This is a genomic window from Salinicola sp. JS01 (genome assembly GCF_030284585.1).
Classification (GTDB): Bacteria; Pseudomonadota; Gammaproteobacteria; order Pseudomonadales; family Halomonadaceae; genus Salinicola.
In genome coordinates, this window is sequence record NZ_CP127244.1 from 1,240,834 (window position 1) to 1,263,922 (window position 23,089).

Sequence of the window (23,089 nt, forward strand, 5' to 3'; positions counted from 1 at the left end):
GGGGTTGGACGACTACGAACCCGACGACGTGTCCCCTGAGCACTGCGCCGTCTGGCCCGAAAACTGGCCGGCCCTAGAGCTGTTCCTCGGTGTGCAGACCCAGTGGCGCATCGTCGCCGGCATGGGCGGTGCCCAATATCAGGGGCTCGACTATGGCGCAATCTACGCCCACCCGCGCCTCGCCCGGCTGGGCTTCGACGAGCAGGACGAACGCCTCGAGCAGCTGCGCCACATCGAAGTCGGGGCGCTTGAAGTGATGAATGCGCGATAACCCTTCCACTCCTTCAAACCGCTGGCCGATCCCTCGGCCGGCATTGCCTCTATCTGCGCCACACCCGTGGGTGGATTGCTGGTTCCGTAAACGCTAAAGTTCCCTTGGTGGCGTAACCAAGGGAGTCCAATTAATGCAATTTATAGTCGTATTCTTTCTGGTGTTTTTTGTTGTTTTTGGTGTCAAGGGGTGTTTTTCAGACGAGAAAAACACAGAGCAAGCAAGGAAGTTATCAAGGACATATGAGGTCAGAGAGATATTCAGAAGCGCGGTTAGAAGTGGTTTAAAAGATCCTAGTTCTGCTCAGTTTAGGAACGAGTTCTTTGGCCAGTCTGGCGGTAACGCCATAGGATGCGGAGAGGTTAACGCCAAGAATTCATTTGGCGGAAAATCTGGATACAAAAGATTTGTTACGGCAGGAAAATCTGTAAGCATTGAAGGCGAGTCCGAGGACTTTTCTGCCCTGTGGGGGGTGTTCTGCGCGCCCTATAAGTAAATCTTAGAGACATCATAAAAACCCGCTCCGGCGGGTTTTTTAATGCCTGAAATTTGAGGATCGCTCATGGCTAAGCAATATCGAACAGCGCTTATCATCGAGGGCGATGCCACCGGCGGTATCCGTGCGATCAAGGCGACTGACGATCAACTGACAAAGCTGAGCCGTCGGTCTCGACGATGGCGGCAAACGTTCACGGCAGTTCGCCAAGGACATTGATTCCACCAGCCGTGAGCTGGATTTCCTCAAGAATACCGCGACCGGCGTTGGAGCTGCGCTGGCTGGCGCGTTCGCGGTCAGCAATCTAGCCGGTCAGGCGCAGATGATCCAGCGCACCGATGCGCTGGCCGAGTCGATTGGTGTCAGCACGCAGCGTCTGCAGGAGTGGCAATACGCCAGTCAGGAAGTCGGCATGGATGCCGACAAGATCGGCGACATCATGAAGGATGTCGCAGATAAGATCGGCGACGCATATCGCAACGGCGGCGGCGAGGCGATCGACGCACTCAACACCCTGAACCTCAAGGCCGCTGACCTCATCCAGCTGAGCCCCGATCAGACGATTCTCAAGATTGCCGAAGGGCTGCAGCAGCTGGATCGTTACTCGCAGGTGAACGTCCTCGAATCCCTGGGCGACGATGCCACGCTCCTCCAGCCATTGCTTGAAAACAATGCCGCCGCGCTCAAGCAGTACGCCAGCGAAGCGCGGTCGCTGGGCGTTGCGATGGATCAAGTTGATGTTGACCGTGCAGTAGAAGCTGCCCGGGCAATGAACCAGCTGCAGGGCGTCGCTACTGGGCTGAGCAACTCGCTCATCGCCGACCTGGGCCCAGGCCTGGCAAGCGCGACCGACAACCTCACGACACTGATCGAGCAGGCGGGCGGGGCAGATGAAGTCCTAGACGTTCTGATGACTACGGTGGGCACGCTGGCCACCGTGTATCTGGCGCGTCGCCTTGGCCCGGGTCTGCTCACTGTCGGCAAGAATGGCCTTGCCGCTGGCACCCAGATCGCCGAAGGGATGGCTATCGCCCTGGGTGCGACCGGACGATTGAACCAGGCCCTTGTTGTGACCCAGGGGCGTATGGCAGCAACTGCCGCTGCCGGTCGGGCCATGGCCGGGGCGCTTTCCTTGGTTGGGGGGCCGGCGGGCGCTGCGATCCTCGCCGCCGGCGCGATCTACACCTACCGCGAAGAGTTGGGTCTCGTCGACCCGCTCGCCGAGGCCGCTGACGAGTCGATCCGGGGACTTGCCGCTGCCATTCGAGACGGCGACAAAGCGGCACTCGACAGCAGCTTCGAGACACTGTCACTTGAGCTGGAGTCCGTATCCCGCGAAGCACAGAATGCGATGCTTGATCTGCAGGAGCTCGAAGCCCGTAAAAGGTTCTACGACCAGTCGCATGGCGGCGTGTCAGATAGCCTATCGGGTGAGATCAGCAGCCAGAACCAGTATATGGCGTCCCTGTGGGCGCGCCAGGTCGAGCTGATGAACAGCCTGGAAAAGATTCGGCAGCGTCGTGAGGAGATGGCGAACGCCGGCGCCGCGGGCAATGGTGACGAAGAATCCAGTATCAAATCACTGATCAAGACCTACGACGAGCAGCACACCAAGCTCGTCGAGCTTCGCCAGGACCGAGAAGCCATTTCGCAAGCGATGGCGGCCGATCCGAAGAACGCCGCGCAATACCGCCGCATGCTGGCCGAAGTCGATCAGCAAATCGATAAGCTGACAAAGACAACGAAAGCCGATAGTGCCGAAAGGCGGAAAGCGGAAAAGGCTGCCAAGGAGCAGGCCCAAGCCCTTGAGCAGCTGCGCCGCTCGCTCGACCCGTCCTACGACGCCCAGCAGAAGCTCGGCGAGAGCACGGCAATACTCAATAAGGGGCTACTCAACAGCTCGCTCACGCTCGATGAGTACCTCGATCTATGGAATCGCGCGGCTAACACCTACATCGACAGCAGCGATGCCGCGAAAGAGCAGGCCAAGCGCGTCGATGATCTGACGCGCACTTACGATGCCCACGAGCGTAAGGCCCGCGAGCTTGAGCTGGCCGTGCAAGACATCACTGAGGCATACCGCCGCGGAGATATCACGGGCGCGCAGTACCAGCGTATGCTCGCCAACGTTCGCGACGAAATGCGCCAGCTCGCGCTCGAATCTGACCCTGCTGCGCAGGAAATGGCGAGAGCGTGGGAAGAAGCGGCTAATCGCATCGACGAAACGTTCGCTGATGCATTCGCGGGCGCATTCGATGGATTCGATGATTTCGCCGGCCAGCTGCTCGATGGGTTCAAGCGCCTTCTCGCCGAGCTCGCATATCAGGCCCTGCTCCGCCCCATAGTCGTCGGATTCACCGCCGATATGCAGCGCGGACTCGGAATTCCCGGTGCAACCAGTGGTGCGAGCACCGTGGGTGGAATCAATCAGGTGTCGGGAACAATCGGCGATCTCGGCGACTACGCGCAGTGGGGAAGCAAGGCGTGGAATGTCTTCGGCGGCGGCAGCGCCGGCGCCTCGGGCGGGCTCTACGGCAATATCGCCAGCGGCAGCGCCGCGGCTTCTGGTGGGCTATATGGGAATGTGGCGGCCAGCGGCGGGCTTTACGGCAATATCGCTACAGGTAGCTCGGCGGCGGGCACCGGTTTTATGGCGACGGCTGGCAGCATGGTTCCGCAAGTGGCTGCCGCGTGGGCTGCACAGCAAGCGCTTAACGCCGGGCTCGAGGGGCTGGGCGTCTATGACTGGCTCGGCATCGACACCAGCGGCGCCGGTGCGAAGTGGGGCGGCACGCTGCTCGGGCCTGTAGGTACAATTGGCGGCGCGATGCTCGATGGCCTTTTCGGCGGATCGCGCAAGTTTGGGTTCCGCTTCAGCCAGATGTCGGACAATCCGCATGTGACGGGTCAGGATCTCGGCTATGACACAGACCCAGGCGACGGCACACCCTGGTATTCCTCCGGTGATTATGCCGACGGCGATTTGGGGCGCGGCCGTACGACCGCATTCGGCAGCTTCGGTTTTCTGTCGAAAGAGGTCGTTGAGCCCGATGACCTCATCAAGATCCTCGATGCGCTGGAGCAGGCCGACAACGCGCTGGCCCAGTTCATGGACGATAGCCAGACGAGTCGCATCAAAGAAGCGTTGAACGGCTTCTACTACAAAGGTGATGACGCGTCTGATTTCATGCAGAAGCGCATGGACATCATCGTCGATCAGAGCAATAGCGCGTTCGAGGATGCGATCAGTCAGCTAGGCGGCAATCTAGAGCAGCAGATCCAGGCGCTGGCCGGCGGGCTGCAGGTCGAAAGCGTCGGCAAAAACATGGCGTCTGCCGTCGCCGATGAGATGAATGCTCAGTTCCGTGAAGCGCTGGCAGACGGCTCAGACATCGAGGCAGCGACACAGTCGATTGTGATGTCTGCCCAGGCTGTCGAGCTATTGGGTGAGTCGGCTGATCGCCTCGGGCTACAGTTCGATGCCACGGCCAAGGGCGCGTTGCAGGCGGCCGGTGATCTTGCCGAGGCGGCCGGCGGTATCCAGCAGCTCGCCGCCATCCACCAGAGCTACTACCAGGCCGTCTACAGCGACAACGAGCGCCTGAGCAACTCGTATCAGGACCTCGCGGCGCAGTTCGAAACGCTGGGCGTCGAGATGCCCAACAGCGCGGCCGCGCTGCGCGACCTGGTCGAGGCCCAGGATCTCAACAGCGACGCCGGGCAGAAGCTGCAGCTACAGCTCATGCAGCTGGCGCCGGCCTTCACGCAATCGACGCAGTCGATCCGCGATGCGCTCACCGAGCAATACCGCGATCTCGATGCCGAGGCACCGACGACCGACGCGCTCAACACCTGGATCGACCAGATCCAGGACGGCTCACTGTCCCTCGATGACGCGCTCTCGCAAATCGCCGACACCATCGGCGAGACCGCCAAGGACGTCGCGCAGCAGGAGGCCGAACTCGAGCGAAAGCGCGAGCAGGCCGCGCTGGAATCCCGCATCTCGCTCTATGCGACCGGCACCGTCGATGCCGTCGAGGACGCCCTGGCCGGCTACGACGCGGCAATGTCCGCCGCCCAGGCGGCCGCGCAGGAGCAACGCGCGGCGATGGAGTCGTGGCGGGACGCGGTGCGGACGGTCTCGCAACTGGCCGACGATCTGCTGCTCTCCGACCGCTCGATCCTCGACCCGCTCGAACGGCTGGACGAGGCGCAACGGCAGTGGGTCGAGCAGTCCGTGCGCGCCGAGACCAACCCGGATGCGGCATCGAATCTCGGGCAATCGGGCGATGCGTATCTCGAAGCGCTGGCAGCAGCCTACGGCCAGTCGAGTGCCGAGTATGCGCAAGGCGTGCTCAGCGTCGAGGACACGTATCGCTCGCTGGAAGATCTCTACGGCGAGCAGCTCGACACGCTCGGCTCGCAAGAGTCGATCGCAAAGCAGCAACTGCGCGAGGAGCAGCGCGCGACCGCGGCGCTGCGCGATCAGCTCACGTCGCTCGGCAACATCGGCGATCTGCTCGGCGATCTGCCGACCACGCTGGCCCAGGCCATCGCCGAGGCCCTGCCGGGTTACGACCCCGGCTCGATCGGCAGTGGCGCGGGCGGCCTGGTCAGCGAGGACCAGTTCGATACCGCCGCGTATCTGTACAACAAGACCCAGCAGACGAACGCCAACGCCCAGGGCGGCCGCACCGATTGGACCATCGACCAGGTGCGCGAGCGCATCATGCAGGATTACGGGTCAATCTATCAGCACTACGTGCAGATCGGCGCGTCCGAGGGCGTGTCGCCCAGCTACGACGGCAACGACCAGTCCTCCGGCGCGGCATTCGACCCGGATCTCTACATCGCCCGTAAGCGCGATCAGCTCAACAAGTCGGCCTCCCAGGGCAAGACCGACTTGACAATCGACGAGGTATGGGCCGCGTTCGCCGAGTCCGGTCTGACACCGTGGGAGCACTCGCAGCTGTACGGCGCCAAGGAGGGCATCGACGGTTATCACCGCGACGGCCTCGACCGGGTGCCGTACGACGGCTATCGCGCGGTGCTGCACGCCGACGAGATGGTGTTGACCCGCGACATCGCCGACACCGTGCGCGCGGGCATGCAGTCGCTCGACGCTTCCCGCGCGCTGCCCCCGGCGATCGTGCCGCCGGCATTCACTGGGGGCGGGCAGTCGGGGAGCGGTCAGGATCTGTCGGCACTGGTCCGGGCGGTCAACCGGCTGTCGGACGACAACGCGCAACTGCGCGGCAAGCTCGACGCGCTGATCGCCGCCACCGGGGTCGTCATCGACAACACCGGGGCGGTGATCGAGCCCGCCGAGCGCACGGCCCAGGCCGCCGAGTCCACAAACCGCGCGATGCGCACACGTGAGCGGAGCACCACATGACCGACGAGCAATGGCGCGCCTGGCTGCGGGACCCCGGCGCGGTGCGCGTGACCCTTGCCGAGTTGGAGCACGCCGCCGGCACCGAGCAGGTCTCGGATGCCGGCTACCTGGCCCCGGCATCCGAAGGGCTGGCGCGGCCGCGCTATGCAGGGGTGCTCGAGCGGGCGGTCGACGTCTCGACGCGGCTCGATGGAATGATCGAGTTCGGCGACATCGAGCTGCTCGACGACGGCTCGATCACGCATTGGGCGGATTATCAGTGGCGGGGTTACCCGGTGCGGCTGTATCTCGGCGCGCCGGACTGGCCCCGGGGTGAGTTCCGGCAGATCGCCACCGCGATCATCGAAGGCCGGCGCAGCGTCAACCGCGACAAGATCGTGCTGGGCGTGATGGACGCCTCGAGCCAGCTCGACACGCCGATCGACACCGGGCAACTGCCGGGCGATGCCGGGCCGGTGCCGCTGCTGCTGGGCGTCAACTACAACGTCCCGGCGATCAGCGACAGCACGACGACGCTGCACTACCGCGTCAGCTATCTGCCACTGACCAGCGTCACGCCGCGTGATCTGGGCAATGCCGTGCCGCACACGGCGGACCTGGCGGGCGGTGGGTTCACGCTCGACAACGCCCCGGGCACGGGCAGCGAGATCACTGCCGCAGCCGTGGAGGCGCACGACACCCCGGCGGCGATCGTGCAGTGGATCGCCGCCCACTACGGGCTGCCGCTGGGGCTGGTCGATCTGCCCGACGTGGCAGTGGGGCTGTACAGCCAGGCCGAGACCAGCGGCGCGCAGCTGCTCGACCGACTTTGCCAGGGGCTGGGTGCGCACTGGTTCGTCGACGCCCTGGGGCAGTTGACCGCCCGGGTGCTCGTCGAGCCGGGGGCGACGCCCGATGTGACGCTCGGCCGCGACGACATCACCGACGGCTCGCTGTCGCTGGCCAGCGATGAGGCGGCCTGGCCCAAGCTCACGCTGCGCTGGCAGCGCAATGAGGCGCCGTTGCGCACCGTTGCCGGGACGATCCTCGTCAACGATCCGGCCCAGGCGGCGCGGTTCGGCCGTGAATGGAACGAGAGCGTCGCCGCGCAGACGCTCACCGGTCACCCGCTCGCCGAGCCGGTGACCCGCGACAGCGCGCTGCAGCTCGAGGCCGAGGCCGTCGTGCAGCGCGACCGGCTGCTGGCGCTCCACGCCACGCGCCGCGAGGTGTGGGAGTGCGAGACGTACCGCCTCGACCTGGAGCTGCATCAAACCATCACCATCAACGTGCCGCCCCTGGTGGGGCGCGTCGGGCGCGTGCTGCGCATCCGCCGCGACACCGGGCAGGGCGTGGCCACGATAGGGATCTGGCTGTGAGGCTGATACTCGACAACCTGCACGACCGGGCGACGCTTACCGCGACCAGCGCGGCGGCCGAGTGCGGCATCGACACCACTCAGCGCGACGAGCGCGAGTATCGCTGGCGCTCGGCGGATACCGGCGAGCAGGTGATCACTGCCACGTTCGACCGCACGCGCTACCTCGACACCGTGGTGCTGGCGCAGCACAACCTGAGCGGCGCCGCCGACCTGGTGCTCGAACTGCTGGACTCCGACGGCAATACCCTGTGGTCGAGCGGTTCGGTGATCACCGCCGACTACATCCCGGCCGGGGTGTGGCGGGCGGGCATCGACCCATGGATGGCGACATACAACGACCAGCTCGCCCAGCCGCTGACGATCATCGACACCCCGCTGACCGCCGCCCGCGGCTACCGGCTGACGATCAACGACCCGGCCAACGCCAGCGGCGCGCTCGAGATCTGGCGCATCGCTGCGGGCCAGTGGTTCTCCACGGTCTACGGGCCGAGCTGGGGGATCGATCTCAACTGGCGCGACAACGGCAAGCGCACGCGCACCTATGGCGGTTCGCTGCGCACCCGGGGCGGCGGGTTCGTGTGGCGCGAGTTGGCGCTGCGCCTCGATCACCTGACGCCCAGCGACATGACCCGGCTGACCGTGGATCTCGCCCAGCGCGGCAGCGTGGCCACGGTGTTTCTCGACTGCCTGCCACAGCGGGGCAGCATCGACCGGTTGCGCGCGGCTTTTTTCGCGCAGCTCGACGGCGGATACGGCGACACCCACGACCGCTACCGCAACTACGCCGCTCCCCTGAAATTCCTCGAGGTCTGACATGCCCTACAACATCACGCTGCCCGATCCGATCGTTCGTCGCGAGATCAACGAGGGCGATACCGTTGATTTCATCACGAATTTCAACGCCAACCAGCAAGACATGATCACGTTCGCCGAGCAGCTCGGCACGACGATGACCGAGTTCGGCACCGCCGCCGACGGCCTGCTCGAGCAGATGGACACCAAGCTGACCGCCGCCGGCGACGTCTACGACGACACCGTCGAGCAACGCCAGCTCGCCGAGACGGCTCGACAGGGCGCTGAGACCGCCCGCGATGAGGCCGAGCAGATCGCCGCCGGCGACGTGGCAATCACCGCGCTCCAGCCCGGCGCCCTGGCATCCCAGGGCGACTACGTCACCGTCGATGAGACGGGGGCAGTGGTGGTGGGCAGCGTCCCCCAGGACGTGACGGCCGGCGTCGAGGCATGGGCCAGCGCCGGCACGAACCCCGCCGCGTTGCAGCGCTACGACCTGTCGGTCAATACCGATTACTCGGCTGATGACACCACGACCGTTGATATCGATCTTTCAGCCGGCCCTCAGGTGGTCATCGTCGGCAACTCGTCGCTGCGCACCGTCAATCTCAACAACCCACCAGCCGATCGCTCAATTTTGGTGATCGTCTACGCCACCGGCTCGGCGGGGCTGTCTTTCTCTCAGCTGCCCGACGCGACATATTGGGACGGTGGAGAAGTGCCGGAAGCGGGCACGGCATGGACGCAATACCTACTGTGGTGGTCGGGATCTGCGTGGCGTGGCGGCGTGGGGATGAAGCGATGATTGAGATGTTGATGGCGGGTGGCAAAAAGAAAAAAAAGGTTATCTTTGTCGGATGCCTTTCAGGCTGGATTGTCAAGATTGACGTCGATTCGCAAGATGTTTTGTGGTCGGTTAATGCGTTTAGTCAAACCAGCGAAGGCGTGTCGGATATGGTCTATGACGAAGGTCTTGGAAAAATATACGCTCTTTCATCAAGATTTAGGTTCAGGTCAATAGACGCTGAGACAGGTGAAATAGTATATTTTGCTGGCTCAAATGGTGTGAGTGAAAATACATATAACTCAAGGCTGTCACTATACGGAAATAACATTTACCTGGGCAGTTACTCGGACAGGTTTTTAAAGTTTAATGTCTCTAATTGGTCAGAAATTTTTAGTGCTAATTTTGGTTACGGTATTGTTGGCATAACTGGCGACGCCTACGGTTTTTATACGGCCAGAATCGACGGCTATATCTCCAGATACGATGGTCTAGGCAGCATTAAAAAAGCTGTAAGGGCAAGCACAATTGAAGCGTTTTCAACGCTATCAGTAATTCCTGAGTTTGGTTTCGCTTATGCCGTCAGTGATAGAAGCCTGTTTAAATATTATTACGACCCAAACAACCTAATACTTGAAACAAAAAGGTCGATAGATTACGGAGAAGTAAAGCAGCTAATTAAAAGCAAGACGGAAACCGCGCTTTACGGTGCGACATTTCAGCAAAATCAAGAGAATTGTAAGCTTGTCAAAATAGATTCAGACGGAAATAAATTGTTCTCTCTCGGCTATGAGTGCATTGGAAATATAACGTCCGTGGACACCGATGATGACGGATTCGTGTATACGTCAGATTATAGTGAAAGAGCGATTAACGTGTTTGATAGCTCAGGGGCGTATATCGAAACCATACTAATCGATACTAGCTATCAACCTTCGCGGATTATTTGCGCTTGAGGCTCTATGATGATAATCAACACCGAAACACTCGAAATCGAATCCCCGCGCCAAGTAAGTCAGGCGACCGGCATCCCCCTGCCGCGCAACCCGCCTGCCGAGACGCTTGCCCAGCTTACGCCGCCACGCGCCTACGTCGTCGAGAGCGAGCCGCCCCAGGGCGATGTCGTCGAGCCCGCCGGGTTCGAGCAGGGCGAGGACGGGGCATGGCGGCAGGCGTGGAGCGTGCGCGAATTCACTGCTGAAGAGCGCGCCGCGCAGCTTGAGCAGGCGCGTGCCGACGCCCTGGCCCGGCTCAATGCTGACTACGACGCCGCGGCGCGGCCGCTGCTGCGCGAATACCCCGAGATCGAGCGTTTGAGCTGGGGCCAGCAGCAGCGCGAGGCCGAGGCGTACCGGGCTTGGCAGGACGCCGGCAGCGAGGGCGACGCACCCGCCACCCCGGCGCTGGCCGCGATTCTGGATGGCCGCAACGGCAACACCGGCGACGAGACGCTGGCGCAGCTCGTCGCCGCCGTGCTCGCCCGCGCCGAGGCGTTCATCGCCTGGCAGACGTTCACCGGCATCCGGCAGCGCGGAGAGTGGGCGATCGCCGATGCCCAGACACCCGAAGAGGCCCGCGGGGTGACGTGGGAGGGGCTGGTGGGCGGGTGACCGTGGTCACCCGCCGCAGTGGGGCTTTACTCGGGGAATTCTGAGAGGATCTCACCAGATGCCCCTGCGTTGCTCAGAAGCTGGACCGTGCAGATGCCATCTCGCTCGACGAACTGGAGCCAGGTGTTCAGGTCGCGCGTCACGCAAAGCACGCGATCCCCGTTCTCGAAAGTGGCGCGCAGTTGGATAAGGCCCTTGAGTGAGCTGGCCGAGAGTGTGTAGATGCTGTGGTTCATATATCACCTCAAATTTGTCGGATTTGGGCTTTGCCCATCGACTAGCATCGCGTCACGACCTCGAGGAGGTGTAGCTATTTTTTCGCCGATGATGAGATCGATGCGACGAGGTTTTCAGGTCTGCGTTGCTGGTTATGCCGGTGGTCTTGTCGCTCCTAGTCACCGTCCAGTTTTTAAGAGGTGGTCTTTTTTATCAGGTCTACGATTTTATCCGCAATTGACGCTCAAGTGTTTTGACAAGCGGCGACAACTTAAAGTCGCACCAGCGAAACAATAGTTGAAATATTGTCAAGGTGTTACTGGGTGATGCACCTACAGCTATCTCTGCCTCAGTCTCGATCTCTTTTTTAAGTGCTTTTAGATGCTCAAGGTCTCTTTGCGCAACGTCTACCCCATCCTCCCAATCTTCCCAAGTAACCCCTCTGTGAAATTTCTCCAATGTGGTGCGAGTGCTCTTCGATAAAAAGAAATGATATTTTGCTTGCAGCTCTTTCAGTTCCGCTTCAGCCTTCTTTCTATCTTCGAGCAATAAGGCTGTGTCTTGTCTGTTGTCTGTAAATTCCTGGTTGTGATTGTTCATATCGTAGTAATCTGATACGTAGCTTTCGCTGTATTTGGCGGCTGTCTCAATGGCATAAAGTATCCTTGAGTAAGACTCCGCTTGCCTCTCCCATACTCTTTCTCTTTTGAATCTTGAGATGGCGAGATTGGCTGTCAAGATGGCTGTTACGAGCGCCACAATAATCGAGGCTGCAAGCTGCATATTTTTCCTTCCTAAAAAATGTGATGATGTCTACATTATCAGTATGTGTGGCCGATTCGCTTTCCATTCCCTCGATCTTTCAGCGCTCGCTGAGGCCGTGGCGCAGCCCGACCTGCTCGCCGACGCTGAGCCCCGCTACAATGTGCCACCCGGCACGCTGATCAGTGTCGCTCGTCGCGCTGATGACGAGGCATTTGTCACGATCGAACAGCTCTGGTGGGGCTATCGGCCTGCTTGGGCTGACACTAAAGCGCCCCAACCGATCAATGCCAAGGCCGAGACCGTCGCGACCAGCCGCTACTTCGCGCCATCTTTCAAGCGTCACCGTTGCCTCATTCCCGCAGATGGCTGGTACGAGTGGCTATCCGTCGATGGTCGCAAGCAGCCGCACTACATCACCCGTTCCGACGACCAGACGCTGTACCTCGCTGGCATCTGGACCGACCGGGGCGATGATTTGGCCCCTGGGGTGGCGATCATCACTGAGCCGGCACGGGGGAGTGCGAAAGAGGTGCACGACCGAATGCCGTTGGCGCTCTCCGATGACTCGCTTGAGCCCTGGCTCGATCCACATTTCACCGAGCGCGAGGTGATCCGTGGCGTCACTCGGCACATTGCCGCGGACCTGATTCAACATTGGCCGGTCAGCACCGCCGTCAATAAGCCTGGTGATGATCGTAACGCGGCGCTGATCAATCCGCTGTGATCACAGCCAATTTATCCGTTTGCGTAGGGATTCAACCACAAACTCACTAGGTGTGACACAGGTTCTTCCAATATGAAGCTTGGCGATATTTTTGATAGCTAAAGCTTGTGATGACACATTTTTGTAGCAGAAATCTTCCGGGTATAGTGTTTTTCCTGAAACTAACTTCTCCAGACAAAGACAATATCTTTCAAGGTATTCTATGATTCCTTCGATGATTTCTGAGTTCTTTTTTCCTGTCCTTAGTATGAGCGTGATTTTCAGCTTGGTTGACATCTGATTTATTCGTAATATGGATTGGTCTATTTTTGCAATATCATTTTTTTCTGTGATGGCTAAGTTTTCATGGCTTAAGGGGTTCTCGATGCGAGATATAGCTGATTGTGGAATTTCTAACAGGTTGTTTAGTTCCAATATTTTTTCTATTTTTTCAGAAAAATCTTTTTCCTGAGTCAATAGCATTTGTGTGGTGATGAATGACAGGGAAACCGCAGCTACCGCACTCGATGCTATGGAGAATACGGTTTTTAGATCATCTTTGTTTGTATCGCTGATGCCTGTATTGGATGATGTTGACCATAGCTATAACGCTATTAGTGCTAAAATTAAAACCAGATATGCAGTGGCTGCCCACGCGGCAATAAACAGTATATTTATTTTGTTTTTTTGGTGATTGTTTTGGTGGTATCATTTTTTAGTCTCGATTATGGGTGGATGGTGTTTAAAGTCTGCTAAGTTTGAGCGATTTTGATAGATAAGCCTCTTTCAATTGGTTGAGGATAATGAGCGCTGTGTTGATTTATGTCCTATTCGCCGAGCTGGCTCCTCGTGCTATCGGCGATCACTCCCCCAGGCTTATCTCACTCAACAATGAATCGCTCGAGCCGTGGCTCGATCCCCATTTCACCGAGCGTGAGGCGCCCGGCGGCGTCACTCGGCATATCAACACCGGCCTTATCCAGCACTGGGCCGTCAGTACCGCCGTCAATAAGCCTAGTGATGATCATAACGCGGCGCTGATCAACCCGCTGTAAGCGATCGCGGACACAACGCAGCGGCAATGTCTCACTCAAGCATGTCAGCCCATCGCCGATAGTCTCTACGCTGGTGCGGCTCTCTCTCCGCGTCGGTGTTGTGAGTGAAGTGGAGTGGGACCCGGCCTCTCGTGGGGCCGGGTTTTTTATTTCAAGTGCGCGACAGGCAGCTCGTCCCACCGGGTGGTGTATCGCTGCGTCAGCAGCTCCGCCTTGAGCTTCCAGTCCGCTTTTCCTTTCGTTCCGCCCAGCCGCACGGTACCGCGCCCCATCTTGCGGTTCAGTTCGTCCATCACCGCACTGGCCTTGGCCGATCGCTCACGCTCTGCATCGCTCTCCGGTGAATCGAAGATGTCGTGCTGCTGAGTAGCCTGGTCGACGAGATCCAGCATCATCACGCCGGCCTTCATGTAGCGATAGTCGTCGCGCCAGATACGCGCCAGCGCGGCCTGGGCGGCGCCAACAATCACCCGCGTGTCGTTTGAAAGGTGGGGAAGCTGCACAACGAGCGCGGGGTGATACTGCGCCAGGTCCTCGCGATGCCGATTGGTCTTCAGGTGTACCTGGATCGCCCGGGCAACGCTGCTTTGCTTGCGCAGCTTCTCCGCGCCGCGGGCAGCGTGGGCGCGGATTGCAGCGCGCACTTCGTGCGGATCTGACGTCAGCCGCCCGAACGACCGACTGGTCATGATGTTCTTCTTCGGCTCGCCATAGTCGTCGGTGTCGATACAGTCGATGCCGCGTAGTTCGTAGACGAGCCGCTCCTGCACGACCGAGAACCGGGCCCGAATTCGCTTCGGGTCTGCCTCTCGCAACTCCCAGGCGGTAACGATGCCCATCTGCGCTAGCCGCTGGCCGAGACGGCCTGAGACACCCCACAGGTCGGTGACGGGTATGTCTTCGAGTATCTGGCGCGTGATATCGGTATCCGGCTGGAGCAGGCACACACCCTCATAGGCCGGGATCTTCTTCGCCAGCTTGTTGGCCACTTTCGCGAGCGTGCGCGAGGTCGACAGCCCGACGCTGACCGGGATGCCGGTGTTCCGACGCACGATGTAGCGCAGCCGCTGGCAATGATCCTCGAGCTGCTCGACCGAGAAACCCTCAAACCCTAGGAACGACTCGTCGATGCTGTAGATCTCGACATCGGGCGTGAACTCGCGGAGCGTCGCGGTCACCCGCCGGCTCATGTCGCCATATAACGTGTAGTTGCTCGAGACCAGGATCAGCTCACGCCGCGCCGCCGGCGGGATTTTGAACGCGGGTGCCCCCATCTCGACCAGCTCTTTCGCCTCGTTGCTGCGCGCGATTACGCAGCCGTCGTTGTTGCTCAGCACGGCGACCGGACGGCCCTCCCAATCCGGGCGGAATACCCGTTCACAGCTGGCGTAAAAGTTGTTGCAGTCGACCAGGCCAATCATCACCGCCCCCGGCGTAGCGAGTGCACGTTGTGCGTGACCACACCCCAGACGTGGCAATCGGCGTTCGCCAGCGGGATCGGTTTGTACGCCTCATTGCCGGCGAGCAGATAGGGGCGCTGGCCGATCTTTCCGAGGCGTTTGCAGGTGATCTCGCCATCGACAGCGATGATGAGCGTATCGCCATCTACTGGCTCTAGTGAACGGTCCACCACTAGGATGTCGCCATCGAAGATGCCGTGCCGCTCCATGCTGTCACCCGCGGCGCGGACATAAAACGTCGAGCTTGGCCGCTGCACGATGTGGGCGATCAGATCGAGCTCGGTCTCCATATAGTCGTCGGCGGGCGAGGGGAAGCCGGCGCGAGCTTCGCTTGCGGCGATCGGGATCAGCACCGGCTGCGTACTCTGCCGCTGACTGCCCAGATACTCCACGGGGATGGTCATGACGCTGCCTCCGCTTCGGTGGGGTCCCAGGCGATCAGCGCCTCAGCGGGGCCGCCGCGGGTGACTGTGACGTAATCGAGCTCGTCGAACTCGCCGAGAATGCGCTCCCACGCGCTGGGGTCGTCATCATCCATTCTGAAGATCGTCACCTCGCACTGCTCACGGTCACGAGCGTGGGCGATCTGCTGCTGGATGCGGCGGGTAAGGCTCTGGTACGACTGCTGGCGTTTGGTCGAAGCGGACATGACAGCGTGCTCCTAAGAATACTGTATGCACGTACAGTATCCATGAGGAGGGGGCTCATGTCGACTAGTGGGGCGTGGCGATCGAAGCGGGAAGTGTAACTGTGGGCCTATGCTTGGACGCCGGCGCTTCTCGCCGATGTCCACTTCTATATCTATGGTCTGGCCTTGGTTGTGAATTATATGTAAGCTATTGATTAATATGAATTATTAGGGAGTTCGAGTCTCCCCATCCGCACCAGTTTGATTCACGAGGCTTTTCGGGCTTCGATGATTTTCTCCAGTCCCTATGACCCCCTCTAGTCTCGATGGCCCCCTGTAGTTTCAATGACTCCCTCTAGTAGCGCCGCTCAATTGCCGTGTGACCCGAGTGTGACGCACTGATCGTTCGTTTGACCGCATCGAGTCGGTTGAACGTTTCGCGGACCTTGCGCCCTCCCTCATGGCCGTGGCCAGGAAGAGGCCAGTGCGTGTCCGAACCTCCTCCTCGGCGCTTTCAGCTAAGGCTCGTAGGCGACGCGATGCAGGCGTATCACCACGTTCTCGATGAACGACTTGCAGCGGGTCGCGTAGTGCGGATGGATCTGGCGTATATGCCCTTCAGGGTCGCGGTCGCCTTCGTAGGTGATCTGGTTACGTCTCTGGATCAATACGTTCAGCTTCTGCTTGATATCGATGGGGGTGCAGGCGGGACCTGGCCAGATGGCGGCGATCGACTCGATGATATCGGCATGCCCCAGCAGGCGATAGGCGGCAATCAGCTCTTCCGGCGACTTGAACGATAGCGACGTACGGCCGCTGGGCTGGGAGGGGTCGACCCAGATTCGCGCGCCATGATGCTCTTTGCTGGTTGGGCGGCGGTGCATGCACAGGCTCGGACATGGCGTTCCGTCCGACTGCTCGAGCACGTTCTTCATCGGCACGTAGAGCGACACGTAGGCGCGGTAATCTCCCAGCTTGTCAGTAACGACTTCGTTGACGTAGGCGTCCATGGCTGCCAGCGAGAAGGCAACCGCCGAGCGCGGCAGCCAGAGCAAGTCGCTGTGCGCCTCGTCCAGCCGTCCGCGAGGCAGAATACCGCGCGCGCTGCACAGCTCTCTGTACATGTTCACAAGCTTGTCGACGGCCGACATCCGGCTCTGAAAACGCTCGTAGAGTGACATGTTGTTCGTATAGCCCCCAGGAATGATGGACGGTGATATGGCATCGATGAGCCGCAGCGATCCCGCCGTTGTCGCTCTCTGATGGGCATGCAATCGGCGAGACCTTCCTTTGCGGTGTGATGATTATCGATGAATTTTTCTTTGCTTATCAAAGATGATATCTTAATAAGATAAATCTAATGTTTAAGGCTTTATTCCTCTAAATGTGCTGGTGTTCATATCTGCAGTTGCGCTTTTTGTGATCAGGGTTCTAGTGGTGTGTCTATCAAAAAATCCTTTGTTGAAAAGGGTTTAGGGTTTTATTCTTGTCTGGTTGAGTGTTTTCATGAGAGTGAGTGTGTCATGAATGTAAAGAAGGAGGATTTTTTATTTTTGTATTAGATTTATCTTGTTTGTTGTCATTTTTGCTATGTGTCATGGCGATAATATCGTTTGCGAAAACGTAAGTTTTACTCATCCAGTCGGGGTGGAGAGTGCTTCAAGGAGCCTGGGACAGTTCCGATCTCGATGAGGTGCTGATATCGGACAGATATCAATCAAGATGGGCAGTGGGATAGAGCAAGGGCGTGTGAGGGAAAAGTGGGCAGAAAAAGCCGATACGGGCGGATGAGGGGAGGCTGGCCGGATATCGGGGAGGCTGCCTTTACCCGGAGCTAGCACACCTTTCACAACCGCTGGAGGACGTGGGCTTATCCGTGGCAGAGCGTTTCGGGGGCGCTTTGACCCTCTTTCTGGAGACTACCTTTACCGTTCCTGGCAAAGGCCCCTCGCTTTGCCCTGCCCCCGGGGCCCATCATTGAAGGCTTTGCACACGAGTGCTTGGTCCCGCAGGAAAGCGAGACCGCTCGAGAACTCCTGGTTGCAGAGGAGGTCATCGCGATTGGGGAAGTCACCGCGATTGGGGAAGTCACCGTGATAGTTGGATGCGCTTTTCTGCCTTGATTTCATCACCGAGACGCCATCTCTCACAGGGAACACCGAAGCGATTCTCTGCTTCGGAGCGCAGCAGGTCGATGCGGCGAATCAGCGCGCGACGATTGCTGCAGATACCGATGGGGATAGTGCGCACGAAGGCGCCGCGATCATGGCTCACTCTGATACTGAAGCGGGATGACTATTCCTTGAAAGAGGCGCGCACGCGATACGGTTTCAATCCTGATTCCAGCAGCTGTAAAGCTTCCTGTCTGCCCAGTGACATCGCGAAACTCCTCGAATCCGGTGCAGGGCCGGGCCGGCGAGGGGCCATGACTGCGAATGGTTTCCCGCGCCAGGGTATCGGCGGATCGACCTCAGTGTAGCCAAGGTTGGCGGGCGCGGCGTGACGGCCTTCAAGCCGCCGCTTCGGTTGCCGATCTCTCTGGAGAGGGAGTGCCTGCGTGCCGGGGTACCGAGGGCAAAGCGCCATCAGTAGAGGGTGAACGGGCGCCAAGAGAGGGTGAGCGGGCGCCAAGAGAGGAGGGGAGAGGCGCATGATCAGACGTCACACCCTGGGCCGAATGCTCGCTGCCGGTGGTTTACGCTGGCAGCTCGAGCGCTGGTTGCGCCGGGCGTTGCCCGGCTACTGTGCCTTCTGCTATGCCCGCCTAAGCGGCGATCTCCCTTGGTGTTCTGACTGCGACGCCGAACTGCCATGGAATGCCATGGCTTGCCGCTACTGCGCCGAGACCATGGCGACGCGGAGTGGTGGAGATGTCTGCGGGCGCTGCCTGAAGCGACCACCGGCATTCGACGCGGCCTGGGTACCGCTGCGTTACGAAGGGGAACTGATACGGCTGGTGCAGCGCTTCAAGTTCTCCGCTGACCCACGTGCTGGGCTGCTATTGGTGGAGCTGTTGATCCATGCTATGGGCACCACCGCGCCGTGCGGCGAGTTGCTGATCGGCGTCCCCGGGTCATGGGCACGCACCCGCGAGCGGGGTTTCGACCCGGTCGCCTGGCTGGGCGGCTCGCTCGCCGCGCGCTGGCAGCTACCGCGGCGGGCGGCGCAACGCCGGCGCGACTCGTCGAGCCAGCGTGGGCTCGATCGCGTCGCGCGCCGGCGCAACGTCAAGGATGCCTTCGTGATCGAGGGGCCTCTGCCTGAGTCGGTGCTGCTGCTGGACGACGTCATGACCACCGGGGCCACCCTGGAGGCGCTGGCCCTGGCCTGCCGCCGTGCGGGTGCTCGGCGTATCGGCGTGGTGGCGCTGGCGCGTACGCCGCCGGGCCGAATCTGATAGCATGCGCCGCCATAGCCTTCGTCTGCCGAGGTACGCCATGAGTGCCGCATCGCCGCATCCGTTCGAGACCCTGACGCCCCAGCGCGTTGTCGAGGCGGTCGAATCCCAGGGCTTCTGGCTGCCGGGCGAACCGTTCGCCCTCAACAGCTACGAGAATCGGGTCTATGCCTTGAGCGACGACGAGCGCCAGCGCTGGGTCGCCAAGTTCTACCGCCCTGAGCGCCTGAGCACGGCGCAGATTCTCGAGGAACACGCCTTTCTGGGTGAACTCGCTGCCGCCGAGGTCGCGGTCGGCGCGCCGTGGCAGAACGCCCAGGGTGAGACGCTGTTCGAGGCGGAGGGCTTCCGCTTTGCGCTATTCGCCCATGTGCCGGGGCAGGCGCCGGAGCTCGACAATCCCGCGCATCTTTTCGCCCTTGGCCAGCTGATCGGGCAGGTGCATGCCGTCGGCCGGCGGCATGCGTTCCAGCATAGGCCGGTGTTCGAGCCGCTGCGGCTGGTCGAGGAGAGCCGCGAGCGCGTGCTCGCCGCGCCCTGGATGAGCGCGCGGCAGCAGAGCGCCTATACCCGCGTGACCGACGCGCTGCTGGGGCTGCTCGCCGAGCACGCCTGGCCGCACCAGGCTTTGCAGCGCGTGCACGGCGACTGCCATCTGGGCAACATGCTCGGCCGCGATGAGCACTTTGCCCTGGTCGACTTCGACGACTGTGCCATGGCACCGGCGGTGCAGGATCTATGGATGCTGCTCACCGCGCAGTCGCCTGAGGAGTGGCAGATGCAGCTCTCCGAGGTGATCGAAGGTTACGAGGAGTCGCTCGAGTTCGACCGGCGCCAGCTCGAGTGGATCGAGGCGCTGCGCACGCTGCGTCTGGTCCGCCATAGCGCCTGGCTGGCCAACCGCTGGCAGGACCCGGCGTTCCCACGCGCTTTCCCCTACGTGGCTGACAGCGGCTACTGGGATCAACACATCCGCACTCTGGAGCAGCAGCGGGTGGCGCTGGACTCGCCGCGCTGGCTGGCCTGAGGGCGGCGGGTGAGGACACGCCCGGCGCGCGCCAGCGATAGAGCGCGGGGGCGAGTTTCGCTAGAATCCCTTTTCATCATGCGTCGGCTTTCGTGGCCTGCGTCTTCCTCTTTCCATCAGCGCGGTGCCGGTGCCCGGTATTCGGCGTCAGCGCCCGCAAGCGACAGGATCAAGGCAGCATCATGACAGAGCAATTGGCAGGCCATTTTCGCGGCATTCTCGAACACCTGGGGGAGGACCCCCAGCGCGAGGGGCTGCGCAACACGCCGCAGCGGGCCGCCAAAGCGATGCAGTTTCTGACCCAGGGTTACCATCAGTCTCTGGAAGAACTGGTCAACGGCGCCGTGTTCGCTTCCGACACCGACGAAATGGTGCTGGTCAAGGACATCGAGATGTACTCGATGTGCGAGCACCATGTGCTGCCGTTCATCGGCAAGTGCCATATCGCCTACCTGCCCCAGGGCCGGGTGCTGGGGCTGTCCAAGTTCGCGCGCATCGTCGACATGTACGCCCGGCGGCTGCAGATTCAGGAGAATCTCACCCGCGAGATCGCCGAAGCGGTGATGCAGGTGACCGGCGCCCGCGGCGTGGGTGTGGTGGTCGAGGCCCAGCACATGTGCATGATGATGCGCGGGGTCGAGAAGCAGAACTCGTGCATGAAGACCTCGGTGATGCTCGGCAGCTTCCGCAAGAACCAGACCACGCGGCAGGAGTTCCTGATGCTGGTCAACGGCCGCTGAGAGAGTGTTTACAAATTCGGCGAGCGAAGGCAAGACAAGGCAAAATCGGTCGAAAAAGCGGAGTTTACATGGGGTAAATGAGCACTTTGAGGCCGATTTTAACGCCGTATTGCCGAGCACAGGCATTTTGTAAACACACTCTGAGGCAGGAGCGCGATACATGGATGGCCGACTCGACACCTTCGATGACGACACCCAGCGCGGCGAGATCGTGGGACAGGATGGCCAGCGCTACGCCTTCGAATTCGGCCAGTGGCGCGGGCGCGGTCTGCCGGCGGCGGGCCAGGCGGTGCGCTTCGACGTGGCCGAGGGGCGTGCGGTGCGGGTGTTCAATCGGCCCGAGGCGCAAAAGCCCGCGCGCAGCACCCGTGATGCCAGCGGCAAGGTACAGCGCAAGCAGCTCTCGCACTGGGCGCTGGCGGCTTTCGTGGTGGCGTGCGCCGGTGTCGGCGCCGGGCGCTATGCGCCGGTGGTCGAGGTGGTCGCGCTGGTGCTCGCCTGGCTCGGCCTGCGCCACGTGCATCGTGCGCCGCAGCGCTTCAACGGCCAGGCGGTGGCGGCGCTGGCCCTGGTGATCGCGGTCGGCGTGACGCTCTGGTCCCAGGGCGTGGTGTAACCGGCTGCGACGGTTTGGCGCCTCGGCTGCTGTCATACCGATTGTCACTGGCGCCAACGCAGCGAAAGCGCCATCCTTTCCCCCGACACCTTGCCCGTTTCAGACGCGTCGCCCGAGTCCTGGCGGCGCGCCGGCAATCACCGCCGGCCGTGCGGTTTCGGCGCGGTCGACGGCAGGCACATCAAGGAAGGAGTGACTCATGCAATCCGTCAAAGAGAGCGCGCTGTTCAGGCCCTACGCCTATATCGATGGTAACTGGGTGGCCGCCGACAGCGGCGAACAGATCGACGTCGACAACCCCGCCAGCGGCGAGATCCTGGGGCGCATGCCGCGCCTCGGCCGGGCCGAGACCGAGCGAGCGATCGAGGCCGCCGAGGCGGCCCTGCCGGGCTGGCGCAACCATACCGCGCTGGAGCGTGCCGACATCCTGATGAAGTGGTACGAGCTGATGCTCGAGCACAAGGATGAGCTGGCCGCGATCATGACCGCCGAGCAGGGCAAGCCGGTCAAGGAGGCGGCGGGGGAGATCGTCTACGCCGCGAGCTTCATGCGCTGGTTCGCCGAGGAAGCGCGGCGTATCTACGGCGATACCATCCCGGCCGCCAGCAGCCAGCAGCGTATCGTGGTGACCAAGCAGCCGGTGGGTGTGGTCGGGGCGATCACGCCGTGGAACTTCCCCTCTTCGATGATCACGCGCAAGGCCGCGGCGGCGCTCGCCGCGGGCTGCACCATCGTGATCAAGCCGGCCAGCCAGACGCCGTTCTCGGCCACCGCGCTGGCGGCGCTTGCCGAGCAGGCGGGGGTGCCGCGGGGCGTGTTCAACGTGGTGCCGGGCAAGGCCAGCGAGATCGCCAAGGCGATGACCGAGTCCCCGGTGGTGCGCAAGGTCACCTTCACCGGCTCCACCGAGGTCGGCAGTTCGCTGATGGCCGGCGCCGCCCAGCACATCCAGAAGATTTCGCTGGAGCTCGGCGGCAACGCGCCCTTTCTGGTGTTCGAGGACGCCGATCTGGATGCTGCGGTCGAGGGGGCTATCGCCTCCAAGTTCCGCAATGCCGGCCAGACCTGCGTCTGCACCAACCGCTTCCTGGTCCAGTCGAGCGTGATCAACGCCTTCAGCGAGAAGCTCGCCGCGGCGATGAACAGCGAACTGAAGGTCGGCGATGGCTTCCAGGACGGCGTCAATATCGGGCCGCTGATCGATGAGGATGCGGTGGCCAAGGTGAGCGAGCACGTCAAGGACGCCACCGACAAGGGCGCCCAGCTGCTGCTCGGCGGTCACGAGCACTCCCTCGGCGGGCGCTTCTTTTCGCCGACGCTGATCAGCCATGCGACGCCGGAGATGAAGGTGGCGAGCGAGGAGACCTTCGGTCCGCTGGCGGCGGTGTTCCCGTTCGAGACCGAAGAGGAAGCGGTGCGCCTGGCCAATGACACCCAGTTCGGGCTGGCCTCGTACTTCTATTCGCGGGATCTGGGGCGTGTCTGGCGGGTGGCGGAAGCGCTCGAGTACGGCATGGTCGGCATCAACACCGGGCTGATCTCCAACGCCAGCGCGCCTTTCGGCGGCGTCAAGGCGTCCGGGCTGGGGCGTGAAGGCTCCAAGTACGGTCTCGACGAGTATCTCGAGGTCAAGTATCTGTGCATCGACCTGGGTCAGGCGCAGGCATGATTCACCCGGGCGGCTGAGGTCTGCCGCCCGGTTTAGGTCTGCTGCCCGGCTTAGGTCTGCTGCACGGCATCGAAAAAGCCCGCGACAGATGCTGTCGTGGGCTTT

At 61.3% G+C, this 23,089-nt stretch carries 23 protein-coding genes; 16 read left to right on the forward strand and 7 right to left on the reverse strand.

The genetic code is table 11. The features are described from left to right. Positions 1-4 precede the first annotated feature (4 nt). The 8 genes from QO259_RS05665 (at position 5) to QO259_RS05700 (ending at position 10,708) form a co-directional block, all read left to right on the forward strand. On the forward strand, positions 5-271 hold the full coding sequence (locus tag QO259_RS05665) for a DUF1799 domain-containing protein (RefSeq protein ID WP_285952130.1): 267 nt from the start codon (positions 5-7) through the stop codon (positions 269-271). 133 nt (positions 272-404) lie between these two features. Further along, on the forward strand, positions 405-767 hold the full coding sequence (locus tag QO259_RS05670; protein ID WP_285952131.1) for a hypothetical protein: 363 nt from the start codon (positions 405-407) through the stop codon (positions 765-767). A 322-nt stretch (positions 768-1,089) separates the two neighbouring features. Then, positions 1,090-6,162: a coiled-coil domain-containing protein gene (locus tag QO259_RS05675; protein WP_285952132.1), complete on the forward strand. Its 5,073-nt coding sequence runs from the start codon at positions 1,090-1,092 to the stop codon at positions 6,160-6,162. Further along, entirely contained in the window at positions 6,159-7,520 is a 1,362-nt protein-coding gene (locus QO259_RS05680; RefSeq protein ID WP_285952133.1) for a hypothetical protein, read from the forward strand. The genes QO259_RS05675 and QO259_RS05680 overlap by 4 nt, the downstream gene beginning before the upstream one ends. After that, the gene (locus tag QO259_RS05685) at positions 7,517-8,335 is read left to right on the forward strand and encodes a hypothetical protein (RefSeq protein ID WP_285952134.1); all 819 of its coding nucleotides are present in this window, start codon (positions 7,517-7,519) and stop codon (positions 8,333-8,335) included. Before QO259_RS05680 ends, QO259_RS05685 begins: the two co-directional genes overlap by 4 nt. 1 nt (position 8,336) lies before the next feature. Next, positions 8,337-9,119, forward strand: coding sequence for a hypothetical protein (locus QO259_RS05690; protein ID WP_285952135.1), 783 nt, complete (start codon positions 8,337-8,339; stop codon positions 9,117-9,119). Further along, a complete protein-coding gene (locus tag QO259_RS05695; protein ID WP_285952136.1) occupies positions 9,053-10,054 on the forward strand; it encodes a hypothetical protein in 1,002 nt (333 codons plus the stop codon). The genes QO259_RS05690 and QO259_RS05695 overlap by 67 nt, the downstream gene beginning before the upstream one ends. Positions 10,055-10,060: 6 nt before the next feature. Beyond that, the gene (locus QO259_RS05700) at positions 10,061-10,708 is read left to right on the forward strand and encodes a hypothetical protein (protein ID WP_285952137.1); all 648 of its coding nucleotides are present in this window, start codon (positions 10,061-10,063) and stop codon (positions 10,706-10,708) included. Between the two features lie 26 nt (positions 10,709-10,734). On the opposite strand, the gene QO259_RS05705 is transcribed toward QO259_RS05700, so the two are convergent. Both QO259_RS05705 and QO259_RS05710 read right to left on the reverse strand, forming a co-directional pair. Further along, complete coding sequence (locus tag QO259_RS05705) at positions 10,735-10,944, reverse strand: hypothetical protein (protein WP_285952138.1); 210 nt, start codon at positions 10,942-10,944, stop codon at positions 10,735-10,737. 199 nt (positions 10,945-11,143) lie between these two features. Then, the gene (locus QO259_RS05710; protein ID WP_285952139.1) at positions 11,144-11,707 is read right to left on the reverse strand and encodes a hypothetical protein; all 564 of its coding nucleotides are present in this window, start codon (positions 11,705-11,707) and stop codon (positions 11,144-11,146) included. Between the two features lie 43 nt (positions 11,708-11,750). Here QO259_RS05710 and QO259_RS05715 point away from each other — a divergent pair, with 43 nt between their 5' ends. Further along, on the forward strand, positions 11,751-12,413 hold the full coding sequence (locus QO259_RS05715) for an SOS response-associated peptidase (protein WP_285952140.1): 663 nt from the start codon (positions 11,751-11,753) through the stop codon (positions 12,411-12,413). Here QO259_RS05715 and QO259_RS05720 read toward each other — a convergent pair whose 3' ends face one another. Beyond that, positions 12,414-12,875, reverse strand: a complete 462-nt coding sequence (locus QO259_RS05720) for a hypothetical protein (protein ID WP_285952141.1) — start codon at positions 12,873-12,875, stop codon at positions 12,414-12,416. A 329-nt stretch (positions 12,876-13,204) separates the two neighbouring features. Between QO259_RS05720 and QO259_RS05725 the strand changes: the two genes are divergently transcribed. Continuing rightward, the gene (locus tag QO259_RS05725; protein ID WP_285952142.1) at positions 13,205-13,447 is read left to right on the forward strand and encodes an SOS response-associated peptidase family protein; all 243 of its coding nucleotides are present in this window, start codon (positions 13,205-13,207) and stop codon (positions 13,445-13,447) included. 146 nt (positions 13,448-13,593) lie between these two features. Here the strand turns inward: QO259_RS05725 and QO259_RS05730 are convergent, their stop codons facing one another. From QO259_RS05730 to QO259_RS05745, 4 genes are all read right to left on the reverse strand, one after another. Then, positions 13,594-14,868, reverse strand: coding sequence for a Y-family DNA polymerase (locus tag QO259_RS05730; RefSeq protein ID WP_285952143.1), 1,275 nt, complete (start codon positions 14,866-14,868; stop codon positions 13,594-13,596). Further along, complete coding sequence (locus tag QO259_RS05735) at positions 14,868-15,311, reverse strand: LexA family protein (protein WP_285952144.1); 444 nt, start codon at positions 15,309-15,311, stop codon at positions 14,868-14,870. The genes QO259_RS05730 and QO259_RS05735 overlap by 1 nt, the downstream gene beginning before the upstream one ends. Then, positions 15,308-15,556, reverse strand: a complete 249-nt coding sequence (locus tag QO259_RS05740) for a DUF1654 domain-containing protein (protein ID WP_285952145.1) — start codon at positions 15,554-15,556, stop codon at positions 15,308-15,310. Before QO259_RS05740 ends, QO259_RS05735 begins: the two co-directional genes overlap by 4 nt. A 497-nt stretch (positions 15,557-16,053) precedes the next feature. Next, positions 16,054-16,716 carry a hypothetical protein gene (locus tag QO259_RS05745; protein WP_285952146.1) on the reverse strand — a complete coding sequence of 221 codons (663 nt, stop codon included), beginning with the start codon at positions 16,714-16,716 and terminating at the stop codon, positions 16,054-16,056. 919 nt (positions 16,717-17,635) lie between these two features. Here QO259_RS05745 and QO259_RS05750 point away from each other — a divergent pair. The 6 genes from QO259_RS05750 to QO259_RS05775 all read left to right on the forward strand — a co-directional run bounded on the left by QO259_RS05750 (position 17,636) and on the right by QO259_RS05775 (position 22,984). Then, positions 17,636-17,830 (forward strand): hypothetical protein, encoded by a 195-nt coding sequence (locus QO259_RS05750; RefSeq protein WP_285952147.1) that lies wholly within the window; start codon positions 17,636-17,638, stop codon positions 17,828-17,830. Between the two features lie 355 nt (positions 17,831-18,185). Continuing rightward, the gene (locus tag QO259_RS05755) at positions 18,186-18,932 is read left to right on the forward strand and encodes a ComF family protein (RefSeq protein WP_285952148.1); all 747 of its coding nucleotides are present in this window, start codon (positions 18,186-18,188) and stop codon (positions 18,930-18,932) included. 40 nt (positions 18,933-18,972) lie between these two features. Next, a complete protein-coding gene (locus QO259_RS05760) occupies positions 18,973-19,959 on the forward strand; it encodes a serine/threonine protein kinase (RefSeq protein WP_207034772.1) in 987 nt (328 codons plus the stop codon). A 182-nt stretch (positions 19,960-20,141) separates the two neighbouring features. Further along, positions 20,142-20,699, forward strand: coding sequence for a GTP cyclohydrolase I FolE (gene folE / locus QO259_RS05765; protein ID WP_106418160.1), 558 nt, complete (start codon positions 20,142-20,144; stop codon positions 20,697-20,699). Positions 20,700-20,859: 160 nt separating this feature from the next. Further along, positions 20,860-21,315, forward strand: a complete 456-nt coding sequence (locus QO259_RS05770; RefSeq protein WP_207034769.1) for a hypothetical protein — start codon at positions 20,860-20,862, stop codon at positions 21,313-21,315. A 199-nt stretch (positions 21,316-21,514) separates the two neighbouring features. Further along, positions 21,515-22,984 (forward strand): NAD-dependent succinate-semialdehyde dehydrogenase, encoded by a 1,470-nt coding sequence (locus QO259_RS05775; RefSeq protein ID WP_207034767.1) that lies wholly within the window; start codon positions 21,515-21,517, stop codon positions 22,982-22,984. Positions 22,985-23,089 lie beyond the last annotated feature (105 nt).